The sequence below is a fragment of the Methylobacterium sp. C33D genome (assembly GCF_053345825.1).
The window spans coordinates 1-18,399 of sequence record NZ_JBKFAV010000044.1 but is presented as its reverse complement, the minus strand read 5'-3'; the positions used below and the strand labels follow the sequence as shown (position 1 = coordinate 18,399).

Annotated in this window: 14 protein-coding genes and 1 pseudogene; 7 read left to right on the top strand and 8 right to left on the bottom strand. The window is 70.7% G+C overall.

The window, feature by feature from the left end; genetic code table 11:
* The first annotated feature begins 373 nt into the window (after positions 1-373).
* Positions 374-2,356: an acyl CoA:acetate/3-ketoacid CoA transferase gene (locus tag ACLBXO_RS26580; RefSeq protein ID WP_447687274.1), complete on the top strand. Its 1,983-nt coding sequence runs from the start codon at positions 374-376 to the stop codon at positions 2,354-2,356.
* A gap of 64 nt (positions 2,357-2,420) precedes the next feature.
* On the opposite strand, the gene ACLBXO_RS26575 is transcribed toward ACLBXO_RS26580, so the two are convergent.
* Positions 2,421-3,833, bottom strand: coding sequence for a class I SAM-dependent methyltransferase (locus tag ACLBXO_RS26575; protein WP_447687273.1), 1,413 nt, complete (start codon positions 3,831-3,833; stop codon positions 2,421-2,423).
* A 53-nt stretch (positions 3,834-3,886) separates the two neighbouring features.
* On the opposite strand from ACLBXO_RS26575, the gene ACLBXO_RS26570 reads away from it, so the two are divergent.
* The 3 genes from ACLBXO_RS26570 to ACLBXO_RS26560 all read left to right on the top strand — a co-directional run bounded on the left by ACLBXO_RS26570 (position 3,887) and on the right by ACLBXO_RS26560 (position 6,591).
* Positions 3,887-4,756, top strand: a complete 870-nt coding sequence (locus ACLBXO_RS26570) for a glycosyltransferase family 2 protein (protein WP_447687272.1) — start codon at positions 3,887-3,889, stop codon at positions 4,754-4,756.
* A 120-nt stretch (positions 4,757-4,876) separates the two neighbouring features.
* Positions 4,877-5,761 (top strand): triphosphoribosyl-dephospho-CoA synthase MdcB, encoded by an 885-nt coding sequence (gene mdcB, locus ACLBXO_RS26565; RefSeq protein ID WP_447687303.1) that lies wholly within the window; start codon positions 4,877-4,879, stop codon positions 5,759-5,761.
* 95 nt (positions 5,762-5,856) lie between these two features.
* Entirely contained in the window at positions 5,857-6,591 is a 735-nt protein-coding gene (locus tag ACLBXO_RS26560) for a DUF3750 domain-containing protein (protein ID WP_447687271.1), read from the top strand.
* Between the two features lie 91 nt (positions 6,592-6,682).
* On the opposite strand, the gene mqo is transcribed toward ACLBXO_RS26560, so the two are convergent.
* From mqo to ACLBXO_RS26540, 4 genes are all read right to left on the bottom strand, one after another.
* Complete coding sequence (gene mqo / locus ACLBXO_RS26555) at positions 6,683-8,413, bottom strand: malate dehydrogenase (quinone) (protein WP_447687270.1); 1,731 nt, start codon at positions 8,411-8,413, stop codon at positions 6,683-6,685.
* 553 nt (positions 8,414-8,966) lie between these two features.
* A complete protein-coding gene (locus ACLBXO_RS26550) occupies positions 8,967-9,515 on the bottom strand; it encodes a lipocalin-like domain-containing protein (RefSeq protein WP_447687269.1) in 549 nt (182 codons plus the stop codon).
* Positions 9,516-9,660: 145 nt separating this feature from the next.
* Entirely contained in the window at positions 9,661-10,803 is a 1,143-nt protein-coding gene (locus ACLBXO_RS26545) for a tlde1 domain-containing protein (protein WP_447687268.1), read from the bottom strand.
* A 228-nt stretch (positions 10,804-11,031) separates the two neighbouring features.
* A complete protein-coding gene (locus ACLBXO_RS26540; RefSeq protein WP_331312324.1) occupies positions 11,032-11,826 on the bottom strand; it encodes a lytic murein transglycosylase in 795 nt (264 codons plus the stop codon).
* Positions 11,827-12,520: 694 nt separating this feature from the next.
* Between ACLBXO_RS26540 and ACLBXO_RS26535 the strand changes: the two genes are divergently transcribed.
* Both ACLBXO_RS26535 and ACLBXO_RS26530 read left to right on the top strand, forming a co-directional pair.
* Positions 12,521-13,207 carry a class I SAM-dependent methyltransferase gene (locus ACLBXO_RS26535; protein ID WP_331312325.1) on the top strand — a complete coding sequence of 229 codons (687 nt, stop codon included), beginning with the start codon at positions 12,521-12,523 and terminating at the stop codon, positions 13,205-13,207.
* 50 nt (positions 13,208-13,257) lie between these two features.
* Positions 13,258-13,869, top strand: coding sequence for a hypothetical protein (locus ACLBXO_RS26530; RefSeq protein ID WP_447687267.1), 612 nt, complete (start codon positions 13,258-13,260; stop codon positions 13,867-13,869).
* Between the two features lie 43 nt (positions 13,870-13,912).
* On the opposite strand, the gene ACLBXO_RS26525 is transcribed toward ACLBXO_RS26530, so the two are convergent.
* Positions 13,913-15,604, bottom strand: a complete 1,692-nt coding sequence (locus tag ACLBXO_RS26525; RefSeq protein ID WP_447687266.1) for an aminotransferase class III-fold pyridoxal phosphate-dependent enzyme — start codon at positions 15,602-15,604, stop codon at positions 13,913-13,915.
* Between the two features lie 32 nt (positions 15,605-15,636).
* Here ACLBXO_RS26525 and asd point away from each other — a divergent pair, with 32 nt between their 5' ends.
* Positions 15,637-16,548: an archaetidylserine decarboxylase gene (gene asd, locus ACLBXO_RS26520; protein WP_447687265.1), complete on the top strand. Its 912-nt coding sequence runs from the start codon at positions 15,637-15,639 to the stop codon at positions 16,546-16,548.
* Positions 16,549-16,558: 10 nt separating this feature from the next.
* Here the strand turns inward: asd and ACLBXO_RS26515 are convergent, their stop codons facing one another.
* Positions 16,559-18,226: a methyl-accepting chemotaxis protein gene (locus ACLBXO_RS26515; protein WP_447687264.1), complete on the bottom strand. Its 1,668-nt coding sequence runs from the start codon at positions 18,224-18,226 to the stop codon at positions 16,559-16,561.
* Positions 18,227-18,289: 63 nt separating this feature from the next.
* Positions 18,290-18,399: pseudogene (locus ACLBXO_RS26510) on the bottom strand (IS5/IS1182 family transposase); the annotation flags it as partial.

Sequence of the window (18,399 nt, the reverse complement as noted above, 5' to 3'; positions counted from 1 at the left end):
CTGTCGTGTCGAGACCGAGAGACACCGGATCGGGCCACGCCGCGGTGAGACGGCACACGCGGACCCTGAAAACCGCGTGCGGCGGAGCACAGGCGGCCGAGGGCCTCCCGGCGGGCGCAATTTTTCTGATCGTGGACCGAAGAGTTTTTCAGCAGCGCCGGACTGCATTTTCAGAGTACTGTCGCGGCGCCGGCATAAGCCCTCGTGCAGTGCCGCAAATATTGATGCGGTGCAATAACGATCGTATTCAGAACTCAGCCGATCTCCCGGACCGAGACGTTCCGGCACCACGGGGGCGGCGCATGGCACAGTCGGAGGCGACGGGCATCACCGCCGGCCGCTCCTCAAGGTGCCGGGGAGGATCACGGGCTCCATGAGGAAGAACAAGGTCATCTCGCCGGAAGAGGCGATCGCGCTGATCCGCGAGAACGACGTCGTGACCACCACGGGGTTCGTCCAGAGCTGCATCCCGGAGGCCCTGCACGCCGCCCTCGAGAAGCGGTTCGTCGAGACCGGGTCGCCGCGCGGCCTCACCCTGATCATGACGGCGGGCGCCGGCGACAGCAAAGGGCTCGGCACCGGCCGCCTGCACCACGACGGCCTCCTCTCGCGGGTCATCGCGGCCAATTTCGGCCGCATGCCGAAGGTCGCCAAGGCCGCCCAGGACAACCTCATCCGCGGCTACAACCTGCCCCAGGGCGTGATCTCCCAGCTCTACCGGGCCTGCGCGGCGGGCCAGCCCGGCCTGTTCTCGAAGGTCGGCCTGAAGACGTACGTCGACCCGCGTCACGGGGGCGGCAAAGTCAACGAGCTGACCACCGAGGACATCGTCAAGCTCGTCGACGTCGATGGCGAGGAGTGGCTCTTCTACACGGCGACCAAGATCGACGTGGCCTTCATCCGCGCCACCTCGGCCGACCCGTCGGGCAACCTCTCCTACGAGAAGGAGGCGCTGACGCTGGACTGCCTCGCCCAGGCCATGGCGGCCCGCAACAACGGCGGCATCGTCATCGCCCAGGTCGAGCGCATCGTCGACGACGGCTACCTCCTGCCGAAGGACGTGCGCGTCCCCGGCATCCTCGTCGACTGCGTGGTGGTCGCCGAGCCCGAGATGCACCGGATGAACTACGGCGTGATGCACGACGCGGCGCTCGCCGGCGAGATCCGGGTCCCGGTCACCGGCATCAAGCGGATGGCGCTCAACGAGCGCAAGATCATCGCGCGCCGGGCCGCCTTCGAGCTGCCGCCGAACGGTGTGGTCAATCTCGGCGTCGGCGCGCCCGAGGGCATCTCGTCGGTCGCCAACGAGGAGAAGATCACCCCCTACATCACGCTGACCACCGAGGCGGGCGCGGTCGGCGGCGTGCTGGCCTCCGGTTCGAGCTTCGGTGCCGCCACCAACGCCGACTGCATCATCGACCAGAACCAGATGTTCGATTTCTACGACGGCGGCGGCCTCGACATGACCTGCCTGGGCATGGCCGAGTGCGACGCGGCCGGCAACGTCAACACCTCGCGGTTCGGCGGCAAGCTGAACGGCTGCGGCGGCTTCATCAACATCTCGCAGAACGCCCGCACCGTCGTGTTCGCCGGGACGTTCACGGCCGGCGGCCTAGAGATCGCGGTGAGCGACAGTCAGGTCCGCATCGTCCGAGAGGGCAAGGCCCGCAAGTTCGTCACCCAGGTCCAGCAGAACACCTTCTCGGGCCCCTACGCGGTCGAGCGGTCGCAGCCGGTCCTCTACGTGACCGAGCGCTGCGTCTTCCAGCTGACGCAGGAGGGGCTGGAGCTGGTCGAGGTCGCGCCCGGCATCGACATCGAGCGCGACATCCTCGCCCACATGGATTTCGCTCCCGTGGTGCGCAACCCGGTGCCGATGGACCCGCGGATCTTCCGCGACGAGCCGATGGACCTGATCTCGGACCTGCTCAACCTCGATCTCAAGTCCCGCGTCAGCTACGACGGCGAACGCAACATCCTCTTCGTCAACCTGGAAGGCTGGTACTGCAGGGTGAAGGGCGACATGGACGAGCTGCGCATGACCATCGTCGCGGCCTGCCGGACGGCGGGCCAGCGGGTCAACGCCGTGATCAACCACGACGGCTTCCGGCTCAACGAGAACCTGGTCGATGACTACGCCGGCATGGTCCAATACCTGCAGGCGAACTACTACGCCACCACGACCCGGTACGCGACCAGCGCCTTCCTGCGCCTCAAGATGGAGGAGGCCCTGAACAAGCGCGGGGTCGCCCCGCACGTCTTCGAGCGCAAGGAGGAGGCGCAGGCCTTCGTCAGCAGCACCGAGGACAAGAAGGCCCGCAAGCGGATCTCGCCGGCGGTCGCGTCGGCGGCCTGAGCATCGGCCGGGCCTGCGGGCTCCGGGCCCAGCGGGTCCCGGTCGCGCCGCCGCGTGACCGGCCTCAGGCGACCGGCAAGCCGAGGACCCGCCGCGATTCCTCGGACAGCACCGCGTGGCGGGCGGATTCGGGACCGTCATTCGGGGTCTGCGCGGCCGCCTGCGTGACGAGGTCCCGGAACCTCTTCCTGTCGAGGGCGCGGCCGCGCAGGCTCGCGAGCACGGCGTCCAGCACCATCCGGACGGCCCGGGCGCGCTGGCGCTCGCGCTCCAGTTCGGCGGCGAGCAGCGGATCCCCGAACTGAGCCGCGCCCAGCGGCGCCACCAGGACGGCGCCGTCGATGACGGCGGGATCCCGATCGTCCGCCTCGCCAGCGGGATCCGTGATCCCGTCGAGGATCTTGGTCGCCTCCCCCAGCAGGATCTTGTGCTGGACCGCCGCCGAGAGATTCGCCGGGACCTTCCGGCTCGCCGCGCCGATCAGGCGCTTGAACTTGGCCCGGTCCAGCCCGAAACGGCCGATGCTGACGCGCAGCGCCGCCAGCACCGTGCGCAGCGCGTCGGTCCGGTAGGTGGCCTTCAGCAGCTGGTCCCTGAGGACGCCGGCCGAGGCCATCTGGACGAAGGCCGTCTCGGGCAGCTGCTCCACCTGTTCCGCCAGCTCGACGATCGTGCGCTGCATCAGCGCGGTGCGCTGCTCGCGGATCTCGTCGGGCGCCAGGTGCTGGCGGCCTTTGCGGAGCCACACGAAGAACTCCGTGGCGTCCAATTCGAGGCAATCCTCGACGCGCAGATCGATGTAACCGAGCTGCGACAGCTCCAGGATCATCAGGTTGAAGCTCGCCGGCACGAACACCCAGGCATGGGCGTCGGCGTAGTCCGGCAGCTGCGCGGCGCCGAGCCACTGGGCCGCGTTGGTCAGCGGGTTGGCCGGGATGGCCGGTCGCGTGTCGTGGCCCGACCATGCGCCGACCGTGCCGTCGTCCTTGAGCGCCATGTTCAGGGCGTAGTCGATGTGGGTCCGGACCGTGTGGCGGTTCCGCTTCTCCAGGAAGGCCGCGACCGCGTCCGCCGTCCCGGTGAGGGAGCGGTAGAAATCGAAGCATTTGCGCTTGTCGGGCACGGCCAGGATCACCACCCCGTCCGGCCTCAGAAGCGTCTCGGCGGCGCGCAGGAAGGTCACCACGTCGGTGGTGTGCTCGATGACGTGGCTGGCGATGAACGCGTCGAACGTCCCGTGCTGGTCCGCCGGGACCGCGTCGGCGATCGAGCCCCCCGTCCAGACGAAATCCACCTCCTCGATCCGGTCAACGGTCTGGCCGCGATACTTCTCGATGAGTTCCGCGCGCGGCGCGTGATCGATGACGAACGTGTTCCAGCCGTCGCGCTTCGGCGCGAGCGGGCTGAAGCTCGGGCCAACCTCGACGATGCGGGCGTCCTTCGCCAGCGACCTCAGGAGTTGCTGCGCACGATCCATTGCATCTAAACTCCGAACAAGCGCGTCGCGCATACGCTGCGGGAGCGCGGTGAATGCCGCGCTGGCGGGAAGGAAAGCCGTTGCACAAGAGGCCGCTCGCCGCCGTGACCATGGCCTACAACGAGACGACGATGCTTCCGCTGTGGCTGAAGCACTACGAGCGGCAGGTCGGCGCTGAAAACTGCTATATACTCGACCACGGTTCCGACGACGGCTCGACGACCGGGCTGCGCGCGAACGTCATCCGGTTGCCGCGGTTGCCCCTGAACGAGTGGGAGCGCGCCCACACCGTCCGGGATTTCTGCGCATCCCTGTTCATCGGCTTCAAATATGTTCTCTATGCGGATAGTGACGAGCTGATCCTTCCCGATCCGGACGTATCGCCCAACCTCGCCGAGTATATCGCCGGACGGTCGCTGCCACCAATCCTCGATCTGTTCGGGGCGGATGTCATGCACGTCCAGGGCGAGGCACCCATTGACAACGTGGCGCCCATTTCCCGCCAGCGGGGCTTCATCCGGCCGATATCGACCCTGTGCAAGGCCACCATCGTGTCGGCGCGGGTCGACTGGCACGTCGGCTTCCACTGCCTGATCCAGGATCACCGCCCCGATTTCCGCGACCTGTTCCTGTTCCACCTGGCGTATCTGGACCACGATATCCTCTTCAGGCGTCAGCAGAAGCGGAACGCGGCCGCGCCGATCGGCATCCCGAATTCCCACCACGCCATAGACCCGACGGAGTTCCTGGCCTTCGTGAAGGCGGATGTGGGCCGGATCCCGCGCCGATCCGTGCAGATGCGGCCGGGTGAGGCCCATTTCGAGACGACGAAGCGGATCTTCGCCGACGCGATCGAGCGCAAGAGCGCGATCCAGGCGCCGGACCTCTGGCAGCTGCCCGAGCGTTTCGTCGGCGCCTTCTAGGGCCGTCCGGCCGTTCCCGCGCCGCGGCCGTCGCGGGTGCACGGGAGCCGTCATCCAGTGTAGGTCGGGCCGCCCGACGCCGCTTCGGCCGCGCCGGCGGAGCTATGAGGAGGCCGGACCCTGCGCGACGATCAGAGCCTCACCGCGCCGGCTGACGATCGGGACCGGGCCGGTTCGCCCTGGGCCGAGCGCGTCGCCGATCTCGCGCACGCGGCGCTCATCGGCGAGCTGGAGACCTGGCCGAAGCCCGGCCTCGTGAGCCCGGTCGATTCCGGCAGCCACGACGACATGAATGCGGAGACGCTCCGCCGCAGCGCGGCGGCGATCCGGCCGTCCTTCGCGGCGCTGGTCGCGGCCGGGGCGCGCGCGGCGGAGATGGCGGAGCTGAGGCGCATCGGTCTCACCGCCGAGACCGCGATGATGCGGGCGACGGGGGGCGTCAACGCCCATCGGGGCGCGATCTTCTCGCTGGGCCTGATCTGCGCCGCGGCGGGCGCTCAGGGCGAGAGGCACCGTGTGGGGCGGGGGGGCGCCGAGGCGCTGGCCGAGGCGGTCGGGCAGCTCTGGGGGCCGGCGATCACCCGGGCCCCGGTCTCGGCCGTCAGCCATGGCGGCCGCGCGGCCCGGCGCTTCGGCGTCGGCGGCGCCAGCGCCGAGGCCGCCGCGGGCTTCCCGACCCTCCGCGCCGTCGGTCTTCCCGCCCTCCGCTTCGGCCGATCCCGCGCGCCCGACGATCCCGAGGCGGCGCGCGTGCACTGCTTCTTCGCGCTGCTCGCGGTGGTCGACGACACGAATCTCCTGCACCGCGGCGGCGCCGACGGCCTCGTCGGCGCGCGCGCGGCCGCCGCGACCTTTCTCGACGCCGGCGGTGTCGCGAGTCCCGCTTGGCGCGAGCGCGCGGCGGCGATCCACCGCACCTTCGTGGCCGCGCGCCTCAGCCCGGGCGGCTGCGCCGATCTCCTCGCCGCGACGCTGCTGCTGGACGCCCTCGCCTCCCCGTCCTGACGCGCGAGCAGCCCCGGGTCGCGTCGGTCGCAGTTTCGCGGCCGCTGTTGGTACTTACATCCGGATCCTTCCCGCCCTCCTCCGCCGGACTGCCCGTGACCCTGATCAGGCTCGCCCTCCTCGCGCTCGCCGCCCTCTTCCTGGTGCCGGTGGCGGTCTCCGCCCTGCTCTACGCGACGCGGACCAGCGGCGACTGGCGTCTCGCGGATCGGTCCAGCGCCGGCCTGCTGCCGCGCGCGGACACGCATCCCGACGCCGTGCTGCGCATCTTCTCGGCGCGGACCGTGAGCTGGCGCGGCATCGTGGCGACGCACAGCTGGATCGTCGTGAAGGAGCGCGGCGCCCGGGCCTACAGCCGGTTCGACTACACGGCCTGGGGCCAGCCGATCTGGGTGGACCGGTTCGTGCCGGACGGGCGCTGGTTCGGAAACGCGCCGACCATCGTGTTCGCGGCCGACGGGGCCGAGGCCGAGGCGATGCTCCCGCGCATCCGGCAGGCCGTGGCCGAGTACCGCTACAGCCGGCAGGGCGACTACGTCGTCTGGCCCGGCCCGAACTCGAACACCTTCGTGGCCGCGATCATGGCGGCGGTTCCGGAGATCCGGGAGAGCCTTCCGACCACGGCGATCGGCAAGGATTTCCCCTACGACGGTCGCTGGATCGGTCTGACGCCCTCCCGCACCGGCATCCGCCTCAACCTCGGCGGCTACGCCGGCCTCACCCTCGGCTGGGTCGAGGGCCTGGAGCTGAACCTGCTCGGCGGCGTCATCGGGGTCGACCTGCGACGCCCCGGGATCAAAGTCCCGGCTCTGGGGCGGGTCGGGCTCTGAACGCCGCCGGGAGGATTGCGGTGGCCGGCGGCGACGGACGCCGGCCACCGCGAAGCGGGAGCGCGCAGGGCGGCGCCCCAGGCCGCGCCGCTCACGGCGCGAGGTCGTGGACCGGCTCCTTCACCGGCGTGGCGCCGCTGTTGAGCACGGTGCTGCCGGTCGAGACCGGCTTCAGGACGGTCCGGTCGATCTGCGGCGGGGCCGGGAGCTGGAGCTGCGCGCTCGTGTCGGCCCACGCGCGGGCGACGCGGTCGGGATCGTCGTTGAGCTTCGTTCCGTAGCTCGGCACGATCTCACGGATCTTGGCCTGCCATTCCGGCGTGGCGACCTTCCGGGCGAAGACCTTCTCCAGGACCTGGAGCATGATCGGCGCCGCCGTGGAGGCGCCGGGCGAGGCCCCGAGCAGCGCCGCGATGCTGCCGTCCTTGGCGTTGACGATCTCCGTGCCGAGCTTCAGCACGCCGCCCTTGTTCGGGTCGCGCTTGATGATCTGCACGCGCTGCCCCGCCTGCCACAGACGCCACTCCTCCTTCCTGGCCTTCGGGAAATACTCGCGCAGCGCCGCGATGCGGTCGTCGTCCGAGAGCATCAGCTGCCCGGCGAGGTACTCGACCAGCGGGAACTCGTCGACGCCGACCTTCATCATCGGCCAGATGTTGCTGGTCGTCGTCGAGCTGAGAAGGTCGAAGTAGGAGCCCTCCTTCAGGAACTTGGTCGAGAAGGTCGCGAACGGCCCGAACAGGATCACGCGCTTGCCGTTGAGCACGCGGGTGTCGAGATGCGGCACCGACATCGGCGGGGAGCCGACCGATGCCTTGCCGTACGCCTTGGCGAGGTGGAGCGCGGCGACGTCGGGATTGTCATTGATCAGGAACGAGCCGCCCACCGGGAAGCCGGCGTAATCGTCGCCCTCGGGGATGCCGGATTTCTGCAGCAGGTGCAGGGCGCCCCCGCCCGCGCCGATGAAGACGAACTTGGCGTCGACCGTCCGGCGCGTCCCGTCCTTCAGGTTCTTGGCGGTCACCCGCCACGAGCCGTCGCCGTTCTTGGTGAGGCTCTCGACCTCGGTCGAGAGCCGGAGCTGGAAGCTCGGCTGCTTCTGCAGGTGGGCGACGTACTGGCGGGTCACCTCGCCCCACTCGCAGTCTGTCCCCAGGGGCGACCAGGTCGCCGCGACTTTCTGCTTCGGGTCACGGCCCTCCATCATGAGCGGGACCCACTTCCGGAGCTGCTCCGGATCCTCTGAGTACGCCATGCCGGCGAAGAGCGGACTCGCCTTGAGGGCTTCCCAGCGCTTCTTCAGGTAGGCGATGTTGTCGTCACCCCAGACGAAGCTCATGTGGGGCGTGTAGTTGATGAACGCGCGCGGGTCCGTCATCACGCCGGTCCTGACCTGGTGGGCCAGGAACTGGCGGGTCACCTGGAACGCCTCGTTGATCTCCACCGCCTTGGCGATCTCGATCTGCCCGTTCTTCTTCTCGGGCGTGTAGTTCAGCTCCGCCAGTGCCGAGTGGCCGGTGCCGGCATTGTTCCAGCCGTTCGAGCTCTCCAGGGCGACTTGATCCAGCCGTTCGACCATCTGGATGGACCAGCTCGGCTCCAGCTCGTTCAGCCAGACGCCGAGCGTCGCGCTCATGATACCGCCGCCGATGAGCAGCACGTCGACCTTGCTGTCCGCGCCGTCGGCCATGGCCAGCGCGCCCGGAAAGGCCGCCAGAGCCAAACCGGTCGCGGCCGTGCCGAGGAGCCGCCGCCGGCTCAGGGGCAGCACGTTCGCGTCCCGGCGGTCGCGCCGGTGTTGGTTCTCGTCGTCGCCACGCATGGGCAGATCCCGCTTTTGCGTACCGGACCGGCCCAACAGCCGAACCGCGTACGGAAGACACCTGATGCGACGTGCGGGAATCCCGCCCGTCCGGCCTTCCGGATCGTTTCCCCGTTCCCGCCGCGGCACGGCCGCGGTCTCGCTCGACCCGGCACGACGGGCCTGCGCCGGTCCGCCCCGCCGCCGCCATCCTCGACGCGCACGGATCGCGGGACGACGGGACGCACGGGTGCGACGCGGAGGCTTCCCGCCGCAGCGGCGCGCGATCACGCCGGAGCACGGCTCTCCGGTTCAAGATCTCGCACGCGCGGGGGCGCGATTGCCGGATGGGCGGGAAGATGCTGGCTGGCTTGGCTCAGCAGATTGAGGATGGCCTCATAGAGGACGAAGCCCGGGAGGACAACCGCTGTCGGGGTTGCAATCACCGCCATCCTGTCAGGCCGCCGCGACGACATGCGGCCATCGCGGCGATCCGCCGATAGACTTGCGTCCATCGGTCGACGGCATCCCGCCGCCGCGTGCCCGACGCCGCCGCTTCGGACCGGGCGCGGCTCTACGGGATGTGCTTGAAGCGGATGATGCTGCGCGACAGGCGGCCGTCATCCCAGTTGGGCATCACCCGCCAGGGTGTCGTGACATCGGCGTAGTCGCCGTCGATGTGGATGGTGCGGCGCTGCTCCGTGCCGACCCATTCGGGCGCCCAGGCGGTCTGGACGCTGGTGACCCACTGGTCCCCCTCGATCCGGTAGCGGCCGATATAGGCCACGAGGGTCTTCATCAGCGCGGCCCGCTCGGCGTCGTTGGTGGCGGGTGCGCGCGCGCTGCCCTCGAGGTTGAAGGCGACCCAGCCATCCTTGGTGAAGATGACGCGGCCGCGCGGCGTGCCGCCCATGGCGTCGATGAGCCGGCCGGTCTCCTTGTCCTCGACCTTGTAGGAGACGAGTTCCCAGGTGCCGACGATCCGGTCCGCCAAGCGCGCGTCGACCACCACCGCACCGACATGGTCCGGTGCGGACGCGCTCCAGGCCCGCTCGGCGGCCAGGAGAAGGGGCAGCGCCACCAGGGCGCGCACGGCCATGGCGGCCGATCGTCGTGCAGGCATGGTCGGATCGGGCATTCGCGTGCCGCGGCGCCGAAATGCGCCGCGGCCGCGTTCTGCGGGTCGGCGCGGCGGGTTCCAAGCACCGCGCGAGCAGTGCTGGTAGACCCTCAGCGCGCTTGCAGCCCGCGTCGCCGAGGAGCCGCCCTCAGCCGCCGTTGCGGGCCATGCGGGTCGTGACCGTCCCGGCGGCGAGGCTCGGCAGCGGATCCTGCGTGCCGCTGACCACGACCAGGCGCTGGACCTCGCCGCGCAGGAAGGCCTGGAGGAACCGGTCGTAGTCGCGGAACGACACGCAGCCGTTCGAGTCGCCGCGCGGGCCCAACATGTAGGTGTGCGCCAGCAGGCCGACGCGGCCGTAGACGACTTCGTTGCCGCCCACCGGCGTCAGGCGGATCGCCCGCACCCCGTGGAAGGGTCGCTCGCGCTCGGTCAGGTCGTAGGTCCCGGGCGGCGTCGGTCCGCGCATCCGGACGTTCACGAGGCGCGGATCGTCCAGACCCTCGCCGAGGCCCGAATGGGCTTCCAGGCGCTCGCCGTTCGGCAGGGTCACGGTCTTGGCGGCGATGTTGTAGACCGCGGTCCCGGCCGTGGGACCCGGATCCCGGGACAGGGCCAGCGGCGGCGAGACGCGTTGCGGCGGCGGCGCGACGGCGGCCGGCCTGCTCTCCAAAGCCGCGTAGGCCAGGGCCGGCCCGCGCTCGATGCCGAACAGCTTCTCGAGGAACGAGCGCTCCTCGGGCTGCGGCGCGGGCTGCGCGGCCGGCGGCAGCTCGCGGCGCGCCATGCGCCGGTCGGGGCGCCGGGCATACCCGGTGCCCGCGGGCGCGCGGAACTCGGGCGGACGCGGGATGGGCAGCGGGACCATCATCGCGGCGGGCGGCTCGCCGACCTGCGTCCCGGGCTGGGCGTTGGCCACGATGCCGGCGACGATGCCGGGCTCGGCCGCGCTGTCCGGTGCGGGTTCCGGGGTCAGGGACGGCGGGGCGATCTGATTCCAGGCCCAGCGTGACTGGAGGGCGCCGGCGGCCTCGCGTCCGGGGGCCGACGGGTCGGCGGTCTCCGATTCGGCGGCGGCCGTCTCGGCCCTCTCCTCGCTGGCCGGTACCGGAGTGGGGGCCTCCGCACGGGCGCGCGCGATCTCGGAAGCCGGGACCGGAGCGCGAGTCAGGACGCCGCTCCCGAGGGCGGCCATCGTCGCGACGCCGGTGAGCACGGTCAGTGGCGCGAGCCACGGGAGGCGCGCGTTCCGAGTCTTGGGGCCGTCCAGCGGCACGGATTCCACAGCCATCGCGGTTGCCCATGCTCCTCGTCGCGAGGCGGGGCGTGCCAACCGAAGCCCTCCGACGGGCGGAGGACTCGCGGCGGGCGGACCGGCCCCGCTCGGCGTGAATCAGCGGGGTCGGGCCGGCTTTTCTGCGGCGACGCGATGGTCGATCTTGGCCCGATCGGGACCATTTTCGGGCGCGTCGTCGCAGTCTTCGCTGTTCGAGATGGTCTATATCGGGCCGAGATACTGCTAATCGTTGTCGATCTGGCGCCCGAGGATGGCGATCGCCTTCTCGTAGACCGGCGCCGCGTTCCAGCCCTGGATCGCCGCGAAGTTCGGCTCGCCGGGCTGGTAGCCCGCGCCGGCCCGCCAGCCATGGGCCTTGAGGAAATTCGCCGTTGACGACAGGGCCGCACCGACGTTGTTGAGGTCGCCGGTGCCGTAGGCCAACACGTTCTTCGGCAGGAACTGGGTGTGGCCGACCTCGCCATGCGCCGCGCCGCGGGTGTTCGGCGTCAGGAGGCCGCGATCGACCAGGGTCAGCGCCGCGTACAGCTGGTCGGTGAAGTATTCGGAGCGGCGGCAATCGTAGGCGAGCGTCGCCACCGCGGAGAGCGTGTTGACGTTGCCGCGCACGGCGCCGAAGCCGGTCTCCATGCCCCAGATCGCCAGGAGCGGGCCCGGCGGCACACCGTAGCGCTGCTCGATCGAGTCGAAGAGGGCCGCGTTCTGCTGCTTCAGGGCGCGGCCGCGCTTGACGATGGTCGGGCCGCCGCGCTTGGCGAGGAACTGGTCCAGCGACAGCTTGAAGCTGTGCTGCCCCCGGTCCGCCGAGATGGTGGCGGTCGAGTAGGTGGTGTTCTGCAAGGCGGCGAGGCTGGCCGCGCTGGCCCGGCCGCGCGCCTCCTCGGCGAATTGCCGCTTCCACGCATCGAAGCCGGCCGCGGTGTTGCCGCACTGCGCGGCCTGCGCCTGCCCGGCGCTGAGAGCGATCCCGGCGATGGCCGCGACCGCGATGGTCTGACGCCGCAAATTCTCGATCACGCGAAACACTCCTTCGGCGCGTCGTCGCGCCCTGTCAGACTGGGGATACCGGGTCACATCTCGTCGATATCAGGGCGAGAAGATGTCGAAGGCGCGACCTCGAGACGTCCCGCCCTCAAATCATCGCGCATCTCGGGATCTGGGACGAGGCCGCCACGGCCGGGTCTTCGGAGCATCGTGAACACCGCGTGAGCGGCCACCCCGGGCGTGGCCGCTCGGCCGGGGACGGGCCAAGATCAGGCCGCTCGCCGCGTCGAATAGTTCGACGCCGGCGCAGATCTGATGCGCGGATGATCTGTATTTTGCCAGCGAACCGACTGCATGTCGGCAACGTTGACCGTCTTGTCACAAGCTTGTCAAACACGCGACATAGCTTTGCCGGCGGAAAGACTTCTGCGGAGAGGCGGCGTGGGGTCATCAATGGTCCGGGCGGCGAGGCGTGAACCGGGATGCCGCCTGTCCGTGCTCTCGCGCCTCCGCCCCTCCTGACCGGTCCCCGGCTTCGCGCGGCTTCGCCCGGCGGAGTTCCGGGACGCCCCGGCCGGTGAGGCGCGCCCCCGCGCGCCGGCTCTCGGTCCGACCCGCTCACGCGCGCGGTGACGTCAGCTGAGCCCGGAAAGCCCGCTCCACCCTTGCAACCGGCGGTCGGTGCAAACCGCCGCGCCGATCCAGCCGACAACGAGACAGGACACCCATGGCCCTCGGAATGCACGACACCGGTTCCTCGCGCGCGGGCACGCTCGGGCCCGACCTCGACCGCGACGGCGTCGCCAAGGCCTACGGTCGCTGGGCTCCGGTCTACGACCTGGTCTTCGGTCCCGTCTTCTCGCAGGGCCGGACCCTGGCGGCGGCCGCCGCCGAACGGATCGGCGGCCGGATCCTCGAAGTGGGCGTCGGCACCGGCCTGTCCCTGCCCGCCTACCGCCGCGCCCGCAGCATCGTCGGCATCGATATCTCGGCGCCGATGCTGGAGAAGGCGCGCCAGCGCGTGGCGCGGCATCGCCTGCGCAACGTCGAGCGCCTCGCCGTCATGGACGCCGAGCAACTCGACTTCCCGGACGCCGCCTTCGACGTGGTGGTGGCGCAGTACGTCGTCACGGCGGTCCCCAATCCGGAGGCGGCGCTCGACGAGTTCGCCCGGGTGCTGCGCCCCGGCGGCGAGATCGTGATCACCACGCGGATCGGCGCCGAATCCGGCCTGCGGCGCGCGGTGGAACGCACCCTCGCCCCGGTGACGAGCCGCCTCGGCTGGCGGACCGAGTTCGCCTGGGAGCGCTACGCGGCCTGGGCCGCCGGCGCGCCGGTCGAGATCGTCGAGCGCCGCGCGCTCCCGCCGCTCGGCCACTTCTCGCTGCTCCGCCTGCGCAAGCGCGCCGCCTGAGCGCGCATCAGCTTCGACCAGCCCACAACCTTCGATCGGGGACGCACATCATGGCGAGCTTTCTGGAGGCGCTGCGCATCCAGCGCTGGGACGACCACCGCTACTACCACCACAATCGCGTCAACCAGAGCTTGCACGTGGTGAGCGCGATCAGCTTCCTGGTGGCCTACGCCCTGGCGTTCAAGGACCCGGCCGCGGCCGCCCTGATCGGCTGGCTGGTGGCGATGACGTCCCGGCAGGCGGGCCACCTGTTCTTCGAGCCCAAGGGCTACGACCACGTCAACGACGCGTCCCACGAGCACAAGGAGGAGATCAAGGTCGGCTACAACCTGCAGCGGAAGGTCGTGCTCCTGGCGATCTGGGCGCTGTCCCCCCTCCCTCTCTACTTCGACCCGAGCCTGTTCGGCCTGATCGCGCCCCATCAGAGCACCGCTGACCTGATCCGCAACGTCGGCTGGATCTGGCTGTGGCTGGCGCTCGCCGGCCTGCTGTTCCGGATGGTCCAGCTCTTCGTGCAGCGCGACGTCCAGACCGGCCTCGTCTGGGTGACCAAGATCCTCACGGACCCGTTCCACGACATCAAGCTCTACCACAGGGCGCCGCTCGCGCTGCTCCACGGAGAGCTGGTCGAGGAGCGGGAGCCGCACGAGCGCGGTGCCTGAGCACGGTTCTCGGAGGCCGGCCGCGCGGCCGGCCTCCTCTCGTTCAGGCCCGGTCCGGCGCGCGCAGACCCAGGCGGTCGCCGAGCCTGCCCATCCGGATCGCGGCGACTTCGCGCAGGATCGACCGGCGGATCGCCCGGTCGCTCGGCGCGCCGCCCTCCCACCAGCCATCCGCCCGCATGGCCCGCGCCGCCGCCACGAAGCGCGTCGCGACGGCCTCGAAGGCCGCGTCGTCGTAGGCGAGGCTGAAGATCATCCGGCCGGTCCCGACCCAGGACAGGGCCAGCCCCTCGGCGCGCAGGTAGAATTGCAGCATCCAGTTGTAGCGCGACGGCTTGGTGTACAGGACCGTCCACACTGTCGACATGTTGGCGACCCGTACCGGCAGGTCGGCCTCCGCCAGCTGGGCGTTCAGGCGCCGCGCGCGGGTATCCCAGGTCGCGTCCAAGTCGGCGTAGAGCGCGGCCACCGCCGGGCTGTCCAGCCGGTCGAGGAACGCGCCCATCGCGCCCATCACGTAGGGATGCGCGTTGAAGGTGCCCCGCGCGAAGCAGATGTCGACGGGCCGGTCCTCCCTGTAACGGCGCATCAGGTCGGCGCGCCCGCACAGCACGCCGACGGGCAGGCCGCCGCCCAGGGTCTTGCCGTAGGTGACCATGTCGGCGCACACGCCGAAATACGCCTGCGCGCCGCCGCGGGCGAGGCGGAAGCCCAGGAAGACCTCGTCCAGGATCAGGACGATTCCCCGGGCGCTGCACACCGCCCGCAAGTCGTGGAGCCACCGGGTGTAGGCCGCGCGGTCGAAGGATGCCCTGCGGCCGCTGTCGACCAGCGCGGAATCGGCCGGCGCCCCGGCATTCGGATGCATGGCCTGGAGCGGGTTGACGAGGACACAGGCGACGTCTCGGCGGGTGGCGAGCACCCGCAGCGTCCGCTCGGACATGTCGGCCAGCGTGAGCGTGTCGCGGGCGGGAACCGGGTTGCCGATGCCCGGCTGCACCTCGCCCCACCAGCCATGGTAGGCGCCGCACAGGCGGACGATCCGGCGGCGACCGGTGTGGTAGCGGGCGAGCCGCACCGCCTGCATCACCGCCTCGGTGCCGGACATGTGAAACGAGACCTCGTCGAGGCCCGAGAGCGCCTTCAGCCGCGCGACGTTTCCGGTGACGACCGGGTGGAGCGGCCCGAGCACGGGACCCAGGGCCGAGACCCGCGCGGCGCCCTCCTCCAGGCAGGCCCGGTAGAAGTCGACGCCGAACAGGTTCACGCCGTACGAGCCGGCGAGGTCGTAGAAGACGTTGCCGTCGAGATCCGTGACGGTGACGCCCGCTGCGGCGGCCGCGAAGGCGCCGGTGCCGAGATGCGCGCGCACGTGCCGCGCGTACTGGAACGGCACCCGGTAGAGCCCGGTGAACTGGAGATCCGAGAGTCCGTCGCGAACCGCCTCGGTCTCGGCGCGTGTCCCGGCGAAGCGCGTCCGGAACAGGTCGGAGAGCCGCGCGAAACCGGCCTCCCGCCGGCGCGCCACCGCCTCGTCCGGATCGTCCGACCGGAAGAAGGCCCGCTCCGAGTAGGCGTAGTGCGGGATCAGGCCGGCGACGCGCCGGGCCATGCGGGCGTGGCCGGTGAGCGAGCGATGCTTCGCCCGCGAGAGCTGCAGGCGCTCGGCCGCCCGTGGCAGGGCGAGGGCCGCGGCAGCGGTGGTGGCGGACAGGGCGACGAGGAGCGCGGACATCGTCCCGCGCCCTACCGGAGGCGGTTCACGGCATGATGACGGTCTCTAATTCTCGGCTGCGGTCGATCCTGGCGCGGGTCGGCGCGCAGGAGGATCTCAACTTCCTGCTGACGAACCGCCTGCCGCGCCGCCTCGCGACCCGGTTCATGGGCTGGTTCGGCCGGATCGAGCAGCCGCTGATCCGCGATATCTCGATCGCGACCTGGCGGCTGTTCTGCGACGTCGACCTCCGCGACGCGCAGGAGACGCGCTTCCCCAGTCTTCACGCCGCCTTCGTGCGGGCCCTGCGCCCCGGCGCCCGGCCGATCGCGGCCGACCCGGCCGCGCTGACGAGCCCCAGCGACGCGATCCTGGGGGCGCATGGGCGCATCGAGGCCGGACGCCTCTTCCAGATCAAGGGCCTGTCCTACAAGCTCGCGGACCTGCTGGGCGGGGACGCCGCGCTCGCGCGCGCCCACGAGGGGGGAAGCTACGCCACCCTGCGCCTGACCGCCGGGATGTACCATCGCTTCCACGCCCCGCACGACCTGCGCGTCGAGTCGGTGCGGCACATCTGGGGCGACACCTGGAACGTGAACCCGGTCGCCCTGAAGCGCGTCGAGGCGCTGTTCTGCCGCAACGAGCGCGCGGTCCTGCGCCTGCGTCTCGCGGAGGGCGGCCACGCCGTGACGCTGGTTCCGGTGGCGGCCATCCTCGTTGCCGGGCTGCGCCTCGGTTTCCTGCCCGAGGGGCTCGCCCTGCGCGAGACCGGCGGACGGACCCTGCCCACCGCGGCGCGCCTCGAGAAGGGCGCCGAGATGGGCTGGTTCGAGCACGGGTCCACCATCGTGGTGCTGGCTCCCCCCGGCTTCACGCTCTGCCCGGGGCTCGCGGTCGGATCGATCCTGCGGGTCGGCGAGCCCCTGATGCGGCTGCCGCCGGTTCCCGGATCGACCGGCCGCTGAGCGCGCCGCGTCAGGCGGCCTGCACCGCCGCCAGGAACTCCGCGACCGCGGCGTTCAGGGTCTCCGATTGCCGCGACAGGGTACTGGCCGCGTCCAGGGCCGCGGTCGCGGTCCGGCCGGTCTCCGCCGCGGCCTGCGTGATGGTCCCGATCGTCACCGTGACCGCCTGCGTCCCGTCGGCCGCCTGGCTGACGTTCCGCACGATCTCTTGCGTCACCGCCTCCTGCTCCTCCATCGAGGCCGCGACGCTCGTCGCGATGGTTCGAAGGTCCAAGACCGCGGCGGTGATCGCCTGGATGACATCGACGGCGCGGTGCGTCTCCTTCTGAATGGTCGCGACCTGATCGGAGATGGTCTCGGTCGCCCGGACGGTCTGCGTCGCCAGCGCCTTCACCTCGGTGGCGACGACGGCGAAGCCGCGGCCCGCCTCCCCGGCGCGGGCCGCCTCGATGGTGGCATTGAGCGCGAGCAGGTTCGTCTGCGCGGCGATCCCGGCGATCAGGTTGACTACGGTCCCGATCCGCTCGGCGCCGTCGGCGAGGCTCATCACAAGGGTGTTGGTCTCCGTTGCCTCGGCCGCCGCGCGCTGAGCCATGTCGGAGGAGCGCGTGATCTGGCCGTTGATGGACCCGATCGACGTCGCCAGTTCCTCGCTGGCCGCCGCGACGGTCTGCACGTTGACCGATGTCTGCTCGGCCGCCGAGGAAACCTGGAGCAACTGCGTCGCGGTTAGTCCGGCATTCCGGTCCATGGACGCGGCGGCGGCTTCCATGGCGACGGCACTGTGGGACAGCGCCTCGGTCAGCTGCGCCATCCGGGCGCGGAAAGTCCGCGTCGCGCTGTCCATGGTCTCGGCGCGGCGTTCCTTCGCGGCCGCCTCGGCGGCGGTGGCGGCGTCCGCCGCGCGCTTCGCGACCAGCGCTTCCTTGAAGATCTGAACGGCCTTGAGCATCGCGCCGATCTCGTCACCGCGGTGCGCGCCGTCGATCCGGGCGTCGAGGTCGCCCGCGGCGAGGCGGGTCATCGTCGCCGTGGTCTGGGCGATCGGACGGGTGACTTGGACCAGGATCACGCGGATGCCGTACCCGACCGCGAGGGCGCCGCCGACGAGGGTCGCGATGAGCCAGATCCGCAGGCGCTGCGCCATCGCGTCCGCGCGTTCGAACTCGGCGCGGGCCTCCCGCACCTGCAGGTCGGACAGCTGACCGATGGCCTCCGTCGTCGGAGCCATCGCCCGGAGCAGGTCGTTCCGGGCCGCGTTCACGTCGGCCCGGTCCCCGCTTCTCAAGGCGCGGACGACGTCGGCGACGATCGCCACGTCCCGGTCGAGCTGCGGCGACAGATTCGCGACGAGCCGTGCCTCCTCGGGCGTGAGAGAGGTCGCCAGGTAGGCAGCCCAGCTTTTCGTCGCCCGTGCCAGCTGGCGCTTGAGGATCGTTGCCGCTTCGGCTGCCGGGATCGCGTGGAACTCGAATCCCCGCGCCGCGCTCAGGATGCCATCGAAGGCGTCGCGCATGGCGCCGAACTGGCTGAGCGGGATGACCCTGTCGGCATAGATCGATTCGAGGCCCCTGTAGTTCTTGTAGAGAGCGTAATTACTGAACGCTGTTGAGGATATGAGGAGTGTACCCAGTGCCGCCAGAAGCGCGAGCAGCCTGCCCTTGATCGTGATCATCATCGATGGCGACCGTGTCGTTGTCCGAAGTTTGAACAACGTTCGCGGTCTAGGGTTTGGACTCGATCAGCACCAGAAGGCGATGACGGCGGCCAGAGCGAGGGCCGAGGCGTAGTTGCGTGCGAGCTTGTCGTAGCGGGTGGCGATCCGGCGAAAGTCCTTGAGGCGGTTGAAGG

What these genes read in the sequence shown, in the direction of transcription:
- ACLBXO_RS26580 (WP_447687274.1), top strand. Translation starts at nt 374, where the DNA reads ATGAGGAAGAACAAGGTCATCTCGCCGGAAGAGGCGATCGCGCTGATC.
- ACLBXO_RS26575 (WP_447687273.1), bottom strand. Translation starts at nt 3,833, where the DNA reads ATGGATCGTGCGCAGCAACTCCTGAGGTCGCTGGCGAAGGACGCCCGC.
- ACLBXO_RS26570 (WP_447687272.1), top strand. Translation starts at nt 3,887, where the DNA reads ATGCCGCGCTGGCGGGAAGGAAAGCCGTTGCACAAGAGGCCGCTCGCC.
- mqo (WP_447687270.1), bottom strand. Translation starts at nt 8,413, where the DNA reads ATGCGTGGCGACGACGAGAACCAACACCGGCGCGACCGCCGGGACGCG.
- ACLBXO_RS26550 (WP_447687269.1), bottom strand. Translation starts at nt 9,515, where the DNA reads ATGCCTGCACGACGATCGGCCGCCATGGCCGTGCGCGCCCTGGTGGCG.
- ACLBXO_RS26545 (WP_447687268.1), bottom strand. Translation starts at nt 10,803, where the DNA reads ATGGCTGTGGAATCCGTGCCGCTGGACGGCCCCAAGACTCGGAACGCG.
- ACLBXO_RS26535 (WP_331312325.1), top strand. Translation starts at nt 12,521, where the DNA reads ATGGCCCTCGGAATGCACGACACCGGTTCCTCGCGCGCGGGCACGCTC.
- ACLBXO_RS26530 (WP_447687267.1), top strand. Translation starts at nt 13,258, where the DNA reads ATGGCGAGCTTTCTGGAGGCGCTGCGCATCCAGCGCTGGGACGACCAC.
- ACLBXO_RS26525 (WP_447687266.1), bottom strand. Translation starts at nt 15,604, where the DNA reads ATGTCCGCGCTCCTCGTCGCCCTGTCCGCCACCACCGCTGCCGCGGCC.
- asd (WP_447687265.1), top strand. Translation starts at nt 15,637, where the DNA reads ATGATGACGGTCTCTAATTCTCGGCTGCGGTCGATCCTGGCGCGGGTC.
- ACLBXO_RS26515 (WP_447687264.1), bottom strand. Translation starts at nt 18,226, where the DNA reads ATGATGATCACGATCAAGGGCAGGCTGCTCGCGCTTCTGGCGGCACTG.